Genomic DNA, 12,723 nt, shown 5'->3' with positions numbered 1-12,723 from the left:
AAATATTAATAATGAAAATGTTTACTTTCTTCAATGAAAGGATTTCTTTTTGCAAGCAAAGGAGATTTAGTTAATGCAGTAAATACAACAAATATAAATAAACCTAAGAAGAAAAGAATAGATGCAATTTCAGGAACTCCAATAAACCATTTGTCTCCTACTGTACCAGGCATAATCATATTAAAGAAATCAACATAATGACCTAATAATATTACAACACCAGCCATAACAACAACCCAGTTAAGGCGTTTAAAGTCAGTATTAATTAATATTAATAATGGGAAAACAAAGTTCATAACAACCGCCCCAAAGAATGGAAGGTTATATAATTGAATTCTTGTTACGAAATAAGTTACCTCTTCTGGAATATTAGCATACCAAATTAACATAAATTGAGAGAACCATAAATAAGTCCAGAATACACTAATACCAAACATAAATTTAGCTAAATCGTGAATATGACTAGTATTTACATACTCTAAGTATCCTTTAGATTTTAAGTATATAGTCACTAAAGCAATCGAAGTAATTCCACTTACGAAGAACGAAGCAAATACGTACCATCCAAACAAAGTACTAAACCAGTGTGGATCGAAAGACATAATCCAATCCCAAGACATAATAGATTCAGAAACAATAAAGAATACTAAGAATCCAGCAGAAGCTTTGAAATTCTTTTTGTAGTAAAGATCATCGTTTGCCTCATCTTGTGCTAAACAGTTTTTTCTAGAAAAATGACGGTAGATGTTCCACCCTAATAAAAAGATGAAAGCTCTTGCTATCCAGAAAGGAAAGTTTAAATATCCTGACTTACCTGCAATAATAGCATCATAATTTGGACTATTAGGATCTGTTACACCTTCACCTAACCATACAAAAATATGGTTGAAATGTAATCCACATAAAACTAAAATTATAAAAAAGATAATTGAACCAGCTGGTAAATAAGCTGTTATACCTTGCATTACTCTAAATAAAACTGGAGACCAACCTGCCTGAGCAACTTGTTGAATAGCATAAAAAGCTAAAACTCCCATAGAAAGCAGTAAAAAGAAAATACAAGCTACATATACTGCAGACCAAGGTTTGTTTTGTAATTGGTGCAATACGTGCTCTAAATGTTTCTCGTGTTCATTATCACCAGAAACTTCAGCGTGCTCAGCACCTTTGTGAGTGTCATGTGCAGCTTCAGCAGCAGCATGATGACCTTCTCCTTTATGAGATGCCTCCGCTTTTTCTTCATGTGCAGCACCATGAGAACCATGTTCTTCTGCAGCTAGTATTTTTTCAACTTCTTGAATATCTTTTGGCGCACTTAAAAAACCATACCCAATTCCTAATAAACCAACGGCCATTAAGATGATAGAAAAAGTTTTTAATTTACTTGAAAATGTATACATATCTATTACGATCAGTTTGTTCAACAATTATAATTGGCTTTTTAGTTTCAGAACATAGTCAGCAACTAACCAACGTTCGTGAGCACTTAATTGATTTGCATGTGAACCCATTGCATTTAAACCATAAGTCTCAACATGAAAGATACTTCCTTCAGTGATTTCTCTGTCTTTATAGCTAGGTACTCCAAGAAATTTTTCTCTCTCAACCAATTTACCTTTACCATTACCAGTAGCGCCATGGCAGCTGATACAGTAAATCTCGAAAAGCTCTTTACCTTTTCCAGAATTTCTTTCAATAGAATCCAAAGGAGATTTTAAATTAGCTTTTGCCAATTCGTAACCAGCAGTTGAATTTTCATATTCATAAGGCTCAAAACCTCTATTAATAGTTCCTGCAACAGGAAGCTGTCCTTCTTTTCCTCCTTTAAATATTTTTGCTTCTGTATATGGCTCATAAGCTACAGATTCATACATATTAGGGAAATACTGATAGTTCGGTGCCGAATTATTGTGGCAAGATGAAACTAAAATAGTTATACCAACTAAAAGTGTTATTTTATATATCCTTTTCATAGCTACAATTAATTCTTTTCTATTACTTTAACTTCAACCGCACCCGTTCCTTCAAAGAAAGAAACCAATTCAGCTTCGTTATTATTTACAGCAACTTCCATTAAGAAATGGTCATCTGTTGTTCTAACATCTGGATTTTCAGCTTCTTTAAAAGGCCATAATCTACTTCTCATATAAAAAGTAATTACCATTAAGTGAGCTGCGAAGAATACAGTCATCTCAAACATAATTGGCACAAAAGAAGGCATGTTTTGTATAAAACTAAAACTTGGTTTACCTCCAATATCTTGCGGCCAGTCATGAATCATGATATAGCTCATCATAGTTGTTGCAACAGAAATACCAACACATCCGTATAAAAAAGCACATATTGCTAATCTCGTTGGTGCTAATCCCATAGCTTTATCCAATCCGTGAACTGGGAATGGAGTAAAAACCTCTTCAATATGATGATGAGCAGCTCTAGTTTTCTTTACTGCATCCATCAAAATGTCATCGTCATTATAAATGGCGTATATAACTTTATTACTCATGATGTGAATCTTTATTTGCTCTTTCTCTAATGTAATTATCTCCTGTTCCTTTCAAAATTGTTTTAACCTCTGCCTGAGCAATTACAGGAAAAGTTCTTGAATACAATAAAAACAATACGAAGAAGAAACCAATTGTTCCAATGAAAATTCCAATATCAACAAATGTTGGTGAGAACATTGTCCAAGAAGATGGAAGGTAATCTCTATGTAAAGAAGTAACAATAATTACGAATCTTTCGAACCACATTCCGATATTTACTACAATCGAAATAATGAATGAGAACATGATACTAGTTCTTAATTTTTTAAACCACATGAACTGAGGAGAGAACACGTTACAAGTCATCATCGACCAATATGCCCACCAGTAAGGTCCAGTAGCTCTATTTAAAAATGCATATTGCTCATACTCTACTCCTGAATACCAAGCTACAAATAACTCAGTAATATAAGCAACCCCAACAATAGAACCAGTAATCATAATAATGATATTCATCAATTCAATATGTTGTAATGTAATGTATGCTTCAAGATTAGAAACTTTTCTCATAACGATCAACAATGTATTAACCATTGCGAATCCTGAGAATACCGCTCCCGCAACGAAGTAAGGAGGGAAAATTGTTGTATGCCATCCAGGAATTACAGAAGTAGCAAAGTCCATAGATACAATCGTGTGTACAGAAAGTACAAGAGGAGTAGCCAAACCAGCTAATACTAAAGATACTTCTTCAAAACGCTGCCAGTCTTTTGCTCTACCACTCCATCCAAAACTTAAGATAGAATAAACTCTTTTATTAAATGGAGTTATAGCTCTATCACGAAGCATTGCAAAGTCAGGTAACAAACCAGTCCACCAGAAAACTAATGATACTGAAAGATACGTTGAAATCGCAAATACGTCCCAAAGTAATGGTGAGTTAAAGTTTACCCATAGAGATCCAAATTGATTTGGAATAGGTAAAACCCAGTATGCTAACCATGGACGTCCCATGTGAATAATTGGAAATAGACCTGCTTGTACTACCGAGAAGATAGTCATCGCTTCTGCAGAACGGTTAATAGCCATTCTCCAACGTTGACGGAAAAGTAATAATACCGCAGAAATTAATGTTCCGGCGTGACCAATACCTACCCACCAAACGAAGTTAGTGATATCCCAAGCCCAACCAACTGTTTTATTTAATCCCCATGTTCCGATACCGGTAGATACGGTGTAAATTATACAACCTAACCCCCAAAGGAAGGCTACTAATGCGATTGTAAATACAATCCACCATTGTTTATTTGCAGGTCCTTCAACAGGCGCTGCCACATCTACAGTTACATCGTGATATGATTTATCACCTATAACTAAAGGTTTTCTAATGGGTGCTTCGTAATGAGACGACATAATCCTTTATATTGTTTCTTAATTAATAATTTTTCTAAGTATTTCTAACTTTAACATGATAGAAAACATTTGGTTTTGTACCCACATGCTCTAATAAGTGATATGCTCTTTCGCTTTCAGCAAGTTTAGCAACTTCACTTTCTTTATCATTAACGTCTCCAAAAATCATAGCTCCAGAAGAACAAGCAGCAGAACAAGCAACAGCATTGTTAAACTCATCTTTTGCAACTACTCTTCCTTCGCGTTTTGCTTGAAGAATTACAGCTTGAGTACTTTGGATACAGAAAGAACATTTTTCCATAACACCACGAGAACGAACGTTTACGTCTGGATTTAATACCATACGACCTAAATCGTCATTCATATGATAATCGAATTCACTATTCTTGTTATATAAGAACCAGTTGAAACGACGTACTTTATAAGGACAGTTGTTTGCACAATAACGAGTACCAACACATCTGTTGTAAGCCATATGATTTTGACCTTGACGACCATGAGATGTAGCAGCCACAGGACAAACTGTCTCACACGGTGCGTGGTTACAGTGCTGACACATTACTGGCTGGAATGCTACTTGAGGATTATCCCCAGGTTTTTCCATCTCATTAAATGTAGATAATGAACTAGATAAACCAGCAATTCCTTCTTTTCTTTCGTTATCGCCTTCAAAAGTGCTTTCAGAAGAATAATATCTATCGATACGCAACCAGTGCATATCACGGCTTCTTCTAACTTCCGCTTTTCCTACAACAGGAACGTTGTTCTCAGCGTGACAAGCAATAACACAAGCACCACATCCAGTACAAGCGTTTAAGTCAATTGAAAGATTAAAATGATGACCAGTTGTACGGTCAAATGATTCCCAAAGGTCTACTGTTGTAGCCTCTACTTCTTGGTGATCTAAAGATACCATTGGTTTTTCATTCCAATGTTCTGCATCTTTAGTATTAAATACTTCTAAGGAAGTTTCTTTAATAATATCTCCTCTACCCATTAAAGTTTTTTGACCTTGAACACAAGCAAACTCATGTTCTCCACCAGCTTTAACGATAGATACAGATTGAACTCCATTAAATCCTTTATATAAAGCGTAAGCATTAATACCTACTTGCATTTCTTCTTTTAGAGATGCTTTACGTCCGTAACCAACAGCTAAACCAATAGTTCCAACTGCTTGACCTGGCTGAACGATAACTGGAACATTTTCCAATTTAACTCCGTCAGCTGTCGTAATAGTAGCATAACTACCATTTAAACCTCCGTTTGCAACAATTTCATTTGACAAACCGATTTTCTTAGCATCAGCATTTGAAACAGTAACATAGTTATCCCAAGAAACTCTTGTGATTGGATCTGGAAATTCTTGCAACCAAGGGTTATTTGCATGTTGTCCATCACCCATACCCGTTTTAGTATACAATACTAACTCAAAGTCTCCAGCTGATTTAGATCTTGCAACAGCACTTGCAGCAGCAGTAGCATCAATTGCACCACCGGCCAAAGCAGTAGCACCAACTACATAAACACCATCATGCAATACTTTATTCCAAGATGACCCAGCAGTAAACACTCCTGAATTTGCTTTTATATAATCATAAAAAGTACCCGCAGTACCATTTAATGATAATAATACGTCTTGAAATTGTTTTGTATTAAAGATAGGACGAATAGTAGGTTGAGTCAAACTATAAGTTCCTTTTGTCAATTCAACATCACCCCAAGACTCTAAATAATGAGGAGCCGGTGCAGCAACTGTAACAATTGACGCAGTTTCATCTTCTTTTAATGCAAAAGCAACAGAAGTTTTAACTTTTTTCAATCCAGATACGAAAGCAGCAGAATCAGCTAATGTATAAACTGGATTAACTCCGCTCATAATTAAAGTATGAACACTTCCAGCGTTCAAATCTTTAATTAACTGTGCAACAACTGCATTAGAACCTTTTCTAATTTGTCTTGCTCCAGCTGTAGTGAAAGCTTCACTAGCCAATGCTTGATTAATAGCTAATACTAATAATTGAGCATTTTTATCTTCAATTCCAGATACTAAAACTCCTTTTGGTCCAGCAGCTTTAAGTTGCTGAGCAGCTTTTACTACTTCAGCTTTAACTTTTTCATCTAAAGCCACAGGAACAGAAGCACCTGCAATAATATTATAAATTTGAACTAAAGCTTGTTTTTGAACAGCTGTAGTCATTGGAACACGCTTATCTGCAGCAGCTCCAGATAATGTCATATTTGATTCAAACTGAAAGTGACGAGACATTTTTCCGTTTTGAGGAATACGTCCTTGTGCATATCCAGTGTCATATCCACCACCTTGCCAGTCTCCTAAGAAATCAGCACCAACAGATACAATTAAAGAAGATTTTGAAAAATCGTAATCTACTAAAGCTCTCTCACCAAATACAGATTCAAAGGCATCTAAAGCTTCAGATGAAGAAACTGCATCATAGACAACATGCTTCGCATTAGGATTTTTAGCAATAAACTCAGCAATTAATTTTTCTGTAGATGGACTTGCTAAAGTATTAGTTAACAATACAACTTGACCACCTTTAGCTTTTGCATCAGCTAAGCTAGATTTGATTCTTAGATCAGCAGCAGACCAAGTAGAATCTTTTCCATCTACTTTAGGCTCTTTCAAACGACCGCTATCATACAACCCTAATATAGAAGCATGAATTCTAGCATTCGCAGAAAATTTAGCTCCTGCAATTTTATTGTTTTCAATTTTAATTGGACGACCCTCGCGAGTTTTCACCAAAAGATTAGCAAAATCAAAACCATCAAAAACTGTAGTTGCATAATAATCCGCAACACCAGGAATGATTTGCTCTGGTTGTAATACATAAGGGATAGACTTGTGAACAGGACCTTCGCAGGCAGCTAATGTAACAGCTGCAGTACTAAACCCTACGTACTTTAAAAAGTCACGACGTGAAGTCCCTGATGTAGATAAAGCATCAGCGTTACCCAAAAACTCATCAGTAGGAATTTCTTCAACAAACTCGTTATTTCTAAGCGCCTCAACAATAGAGCTATTTTCTAGCTCTTCAACACTTTTCCAGTATTTTTTGTTTGATGACATTGTATATATATATTAAAATCTTAATAAATCGATTAATAGTGGCATTTACCGCATTCTAAACCTCCCATTTGCGCTGCAGTTAATTTCTCTACACCGTATTTTTTAGAAAGTTCAGCATGAATCTTATCATAGTAAGCGTTACCTTCCATCTTAACATCAGTTTTTCTGTGGCAATCCACACACCATCCCATTGTTAATTTAGAGTATTGCTTCATGATTTCAAATTCTTGAACTGGTCCGTGACAAGTTTGACATTCAATTCCAGCAACAGAAACGTGTTGTGAGTGATTGAAGTAAACAAAATCAGGAAGATTATGAATACGAACCCATTTTACAGGTTGAGTTTTTCCAGTATAAGCCTGTTTAGTCTTATCCCATCCAACAGCATCATATAATTTTTGAATCTGCGCATCATAGAAAGCTTTACTGTACTCAGGAGTAGCAGTTGTTTCAGCAACCTCAGAAATATTTTTATGACAGTTCATACAAACATTCAATGAAGGAATTCCAGCTGTTTTACTTACACGAGAAGCAGAGTGGCAATATTTACAATTGATTTCGTTATCACCAGCGTGAATTTTGTGAGAATAGTGAATTGGCTGAATTGGCTCATAATTCTGATCTACACCTACTTGCATCAAGTATCCGTATACAAAATAACCACTTGCCAAAAGCAAAAAGATAGAAGTCACTAAAACCAAGAATTGATTTTTAACGAAAGCTTTCCAGATTGGAGTTCTAGCTTCTTTTGGAGCAACTTCAATACCATTTTTATTTGCAACTTTAGTTAAAACCTTGTTCACCATGAACAACATCACAACTAAAATAGCCATTACAAGAGCAAGAGCTCCTAAAATAATGTTATTTGAAATTCCACCGCCTTGAACATCAGTACCAGGAGGCGTTGCAGCCCCAGGAGCCTTTGCAGGCTCAGCTTTTACTTCAGAAGTATAGGCTATAATATTATCAATATCTCCTTCAGACAATTGAGGAAACGAAGTCATAACAGCTTTGTTATTTTCCTCAAAAAGTTTAACAGCAACAGGATCACCTGACTTAATCATGTCAGAACTGTTATGCACCCACTTGTAAATCCAAGCCATATCATGCTTAGCCGCTACCCCTCTTAAAGCAGGACCAGTTGATTTAGCATCTAATTTGTGACATGCAGCGCAATTTGCATTAAAAAGTTCCTTCCCTTTTACTGGATCACCGCCACCTGCAGCAGGAGCAGCAGCCGCAGCTTCAGGCGCCGCCGGAGCAGCAGCATCTTGAGCAAATGAAGTTAGGGAGAAAATTAACGTCAGCGATAAGCCAAACAGCAATTTTCTTGAGATCGAATTATGGTTACCCACCTTTTTCATATAGTATAAATAATTGTCTACTAATTTTTGGTATGATTTTTTCTGTATTAGATTCAGTAAAAACACACACCCTCTTTTAAAACTTGCACAAAAATACGACTTATGAACTATTCTCAAAACCTTAAAATACCCTTAAATATCAATTTATATCAATTCTAAATAATATTAAAATTTTACACTCAAACTTTAAATAGTATTTTTGCATAAAAACCATCACATTATGAGAATTTTAAGTCCTTCAAAAAGCCTTTTATTAACAATTACAACGATTGCTTTTGCGCATAACATTAACGCACAAGACCAAAATTTAACATTGAATCAAGATCCTAAATTTGAGCAATTGTTAAATGACAAACGTAAAATTAACACGTCAATAAATACAAACGATACTTATCGAATCCAAATCTTTAGCGGGAAAAGCGATGAAGCAAAAAAAACACTGTCGGATTTTAAAAGAGAAAATTCAAACATTGACGGAACAATTATATTTAGCACTCCAAATTATAAAGTAATTGTAGGAAACTTTAAAACCAGAATAGAAGCTGAAAGAAATTTAGCCGAAATTAAAAAAAGATATAAAAGCGTTTTTTTACTCAAACCTGGAAAATAAGACACTAAAAAAGCGAGATAAATATCTCGCTTTTTTTATATTCTCGATAGTGACTACAATTCATTAAACACAAGTAAAAACAATCATTTTAAAACAAAACCTTCTTTTTAATTATAGACTGAAGCAACATTGTCCAAACTTTCATTAAATCAGTTTTATATCAAAATTTTAATACTTGAATCGCAGCAACAATTAATTTACTACTTTAATTCCATTCGCTAAAAATCGTATTTCTTCTTTTGGTGACTTGATCGCATCTATTTCATCTTTTGTCTTTTTAGCATCCTTTGCATAATGTTTCAATTCTTCAACAGAAGTAACTTTTTTCTCAGCAACACCTTCTAAAACTACATTTTTACCTTTTAGTGCTGTAGGAACAAAAAAAGCATAATCTTTCATTTTAACAAAGAAAACAGATCCATCTTCAGTCTTAAGACTCAACCAACATCCTTTCTTTGGACAGACATCCGTCACTTCGCCTTTTACAGCTACATTTTCGATTTTGTTAGTAATCTTTAAATCTTTCTCTAATTTCTCAACCGAAACCGCCTTATTAACTGAACCATTTGAAACATCTGATCCATAGTAATCTCCAACTAATGCATTACCAGCAGGAGGCGCAGCTTTCTCTACAGCTTCCTGTGAAAAGCATAAAGAAGAAAAACTAATTAACAAAACAATTGTACATATTCTTAGTTTCATATTCAATAAGTTTTATAAAATTGATTCAACTAAATTACACATTTAATTCATAAAAAAATAAGCCAGCAATTAAACATAACCACAAAAAAAGTCCCAATTTGCATTGGGACTTTACATATAATTTATTGAATATTATTTCAATTTCTTTTTAATAGCTACTTCATGGTAAGCTTCAATTACATCGTTGATTTCAATGTCATTAAATCCTTTTATTTGAATACCACAATCATAACCTTTACTTACTTCTTTAACATCATCTTTGAATCGTTTTAAAGCAACTAATTCACCTGTATGAACTACAACTCCATCTCTAATAACTCTAATTTTAGAGCTTCTCAAGATTTTACCATCTGTTACCATACAACCTGCAATTGAACCTACTTTAGAAATTTTGAAAATCTCACGGATTTCCGCAGTTCCTAAAACTTCTTCTTTCATCTCTGGTGCTAACATTCCTTCCATTGCATCTTTCAAGTCATCGATAGCAGCATAAATAATAGAATAATAACGGATATCGATTTCTTCCTTATCAGCAAGCTGTCTAGCATTTCCTGCAGGACGAACGTTAAATCCAATAATAATTGCATCAGATGCAGAAGCTAAGTTAACGTCAGTTTCTGTAATTGCACCAACACCTTTATGAATGATATTAATTTGAACTTCTTCTGTAGAAAGTTTAGAGAACGAATCTGATAATGCTTCAACAGATCCATCAACGTCTCCTTTAAGGATAACATTTAATTCTTTAAACTGACCAAGAGCAATACGACGACCAATTTCATCAAGTGTAATATGTCTTTGTGTACGTACAGATTGTTCACGCATTAATTGAGAACGTTTAGATGCAATTTGTTTTGCTTCTTTTTCATCTTCAAATACATTGAACTTATCTCCTGCAGTAGCAGCTCCATCCAAACCTAAAACAGAAACTGGTGTTGAAGGTCCTGCTTGTAAAACAGTATGCCCTCTTTCATCATGCATCGCTTTAACTTTACCATGATGTTTTCCAGCCAACATGTAATCTCCAATTTTCAAAGTTCCGTGTTGAACTAAAATTGTAGAAACATATCCTTTTCCTTTATCTAAGAAAGCTTCAACTACAGTTCCCTGAGCCGCTTTATTTGGATTCGATTTTAAATCTAAGATTTCAGCTTCTAATAAAACTTTTTCAAGTAATTCTTTTACTCCTAATCCTGTTTTTGCAGAAATATCATGAGATTGGATTTTTCCTCCCCAGTCTTCAACAAGTAAATTCATACCTGCCAATCTTTCTTTAATTTTATCAGGGTTAGCATTTGGCTTATCCACTTTGTTGATCGCAAATATAATTGGCACATTAGCCGCTTGAGCGTGGCTGATTGCCTCTTTAGTTTGCGGCATGATATCATCATCCGCAGCAATTACAATAATAGCGATATCTGTAACTTGAGCTCCACGTGCACGCATTGCGGTAAACGCCTCGTGACCAGGAGTATCTAAGAAAGCTATTTTTTGTCCATTATCTAAAGTAACTCCATATGCTCCAATGTGCTGTGTAATACCTCCAGATTCACCCGCGATAACATTTTCTTTACGAATATAATCCAGTAAAGATGTTTTACCATGGTCAACGTGACCCATTACTGTAACAATTGGCGCTCTTGTTACTAAATCTTCTTCTTTATCTTCTACAACTTCAATCGCTTCTTCGATATCTACTGTAATAAATTCTACATCGTAACCAAACTCATCTGCAACGATAGTTAATGTTTCAGCATCTAAACGCTGATTCATGGTTACCATGATTCCAAGAGACATACAAGTTCCAATTACTTTTGTAATCGGCACATCCATCATGATTGCAATTTCACCTACAGTAACAAATTCGGTAACCTTAATAGTTTTACTTCCTTCGTCAAGTGCTCTCTGCTCATCATCAGATTTCTGACGGTGTGTTTCTCTCTTGTCTCTTCTATATTTTGCCGCTTTAGATTTTCCTCCTTTACCTTGAAGTTTTTCAAGAGTTTCTCTAATTTGGTTTTTTACTTCTTCTTCTGTTGGCTCAACTTTAGCTACAATCGCAGGACGATTTCCTTTTACGAAACCAGGTCTAGCACTTCTGTTAGCATTAAAACCTCCACCATTATTATTTGGCGTAATTTTATTTGGATTTGGAGTTCCAGGTGCGTTATTACCCGTTGCAGGTTTTGGCGCTCCAGGAGTTCCAGGTTTAGGAGCAATTCTTTTACGCTTATTTTTATTTGCGTTATTACCACCAGCCCCAGGAGTACCTGGTTTATTCTGAGCCGCTTTAGGATCTTCTTTCTTTTTCTTAGGCTTATTAAATTGAGACAAGTCAATTGTCTGCCCTGTAAGAGTTGTTCCTGAAAGCTTTTGATATTGAGTAGTGATCGTTTCCTCTGAAGTTGCTGGATCAGTCGATACGATTGGCTCCTGCGCAGCTTTAGATTCTGATTTCACTTCTTTTTTCTCAGTAATAATAGGTTTTTCAACCTTTTTTGTTTCCGAAACCGGCTGTGATACTACTGGTTCAGATTTTACAGTTTCATTTTGAACTGGTTTTTCTGACTGCACAGGTGTAACAACTGCTTTTGGTTCTTCAACCTTAGTTGTTTCTTCAGAAGGAGTAATTGCAGGTTTTTTTGGATTCAAGTCGATTTTACCAACTTGTACAGGTCCTGAAACAACAGCTCTAGCTTTTATTATTTCTTGCTGTTTTTGACGCTCTTCTTCTTGTCTGCGTTTGTCTTCAATTTCTTTTTCACGTTCTACACGCAATGCTTCTTTCTCTTTTCTTTTCTCTTCTCCAACCTCTTTTGAAGCCTCCTTATTCCCCTTATCGCCCGCAAATTGACTTTGAAGGATATTAAATTCACTATCAGAAATTTTTGCATTAGGATTTGCATCAATAGCAATTCCCTTATCTTTTAGATAATCTACAGCTCTTTCTAACGAAATATTTAATTCCCTTAAAACCTTATTTATTCTTATTACTCTCTCTTCAGACATATAACCTTTTTATTATTACCTTTTTCGTTGTGTTGTTAGAGCAGA

At 35.1% G+C, this 12,723-nt stretch carries 9 protein-coding genes; 1 reads left to right on the top strand and 8 read right to left on the bottom strand.

Annotated features, from left to right (window positions below):
* Positions 1 to 5: 5 nt before the first annotated feature.
* The 6 genes from QMG60_RS07565 to QMG60_RS07540 are packed head-to-tail and all read right to left on the bottom strand — an operon-like array spanning position 6 to position 8,357.
* Positions 6 to 1,400: a quinol:cytochrome C oxidoreductase gene (locus QMG60_RS07565; RefSeq protein WP_281867376.1), complete on the bottom strand. Its 1,395-nt coding sequence runs from the start codon at positions 1,398 to 1,400 to the stop codon at positions 6 to 8.
* A 27-nt stretch (positions 1,401 to 1,427) separates the two neighbouring features.
* The gene (locus QMG60_RS07560; protein WP_057117453.1) at positions 1,428 to 1,973 is read right to left on the bottom strand and encodes a cytochrome c; all 546 of its coding nucleotides are present in this window, start codon (positions 1,971 to 1,973) and stop codon (positions 1,428 to 1,430) included.
* 8 nt (positions 1,974 to 1,981) lie between these two features.
* Positions 1,982 to 2,506 carry a DUF3341 domain-containing protein gene (locus QMG60_RS07555; protein ID WP_057117454.1) on the bottom strand — a complete coding sequence of 175 codons (525 nt, stop codon included), beginning with the start codon at positions 2,504 to 2,506 and terminating at the stop codon, positions 1,982 to 1,984.
* Positions 2,499 to 3,899, bottom strand: coding sequence for an NrfD/PsrC family molybdoenzyme membrane anchor subunit (nrfD, locus tag QMG60_RS07550; RefSeq protein WP_012023712.1), 1,401 nt, complete (start codon positions 3,897 to 3,899; stop codon positions 2,499 to 2,501). Before nrfD ends, QMG60_RS07555 begins: the two co-directional genes overlap by 8 nt.
* Positions 3,900 to 3,933: 34 nt before the next feature.
* Positions 3,934 to 6,993, bottom strand: a complete 3,060-nt coding sequence (locus QMG60_RS07545) for a TAT-variant-translocated molybdopterin oxidoreductase (protein WP_281867375.1) — start codon at positions 6,991 to 6,993, stop codon at positions 3,934 to 3,936.
* 32 nt (positions 6,994 to 7,025) lie between these two features.
* Positions 7,026 to 8,357 carry a c-type cytochrome gene (locus QMG60_RS07540; protein ID WP_134139352.1) on the bottom strand — a complete coding sequence of 444 codons (1,332 nt, stop codon included), beginning with the start codon at positions 8,355 to 8,357 and terminating at the stop codon, positions 7,026 to 7,028.
* A gap of 220 nt (positions 8,358 to 8,577) precedes the next feature.
* On the opposite strand from QMG60_RS07540, the gene QMG60_RS07535 reads away from it, so the two are divergent.
* A complete protein-coding gene (locus tag QMG60_RS07535) occupies positions 8,578 to 8,967 on the top strand; it encodes an SPOR domain-containing protein (RefSeq protein ID WP_057117457.1) in 390 nt (129 codons plus the stop codon).
* 192 nt (positions 8,968 to 9,159) lie between these two features.
* Here the strand turns inward: QMG60_RS07535 and QMG60_RS07530 are convergent, their stop codons facing one another.
* Together QMG60_RS07530 and infB are read right to left on the bottom strand one after the other, a co-directional pair.
* On the bottom strand, positions 9,160 to 9,669 hold the full coding sequence (locus QMG60_RS07530) for a DUF4920 domain-containing protein (protein WP_281867374.1): 510 nt from the start codon (positions 9,667 to 9,669) through the stop codon (positions 9,160 to 9,162).
* A gap of 132 nt (positions 9,670 to 9,801) precedes the next feature.
* On the bottom strand, positions 9,802 to 12,678 hold the full coding sequence (infB, locus tag QMG60_RS07525; RefSeq protein ID WP_057117459.1) for a translation initiation factor IF-2: 2,877 nt from the start codon (positions 12,676 to 12,678) through the stop codon (positions 9,802 to 9,804).
* Positions 12,679 to 12,723: the final 45 nt, after the last annotated feature.

Origin of the sequence: Flavobacterium sp. GSB-24, from assembly GCF_027924665.1 — a bacterium.
In the GTDB taxonomy this organism is placed as follows: Bacteria; Bacteroidota; Bacteroidia; order Flavobacteriales; family Flavobacteriaceae; genus Flavobacterium.
The sequence above is the reverse complement of the archived record's forward strand: the minus strand, read 5'-3'. Positions and strand labels throughout refer to the sequence as shown.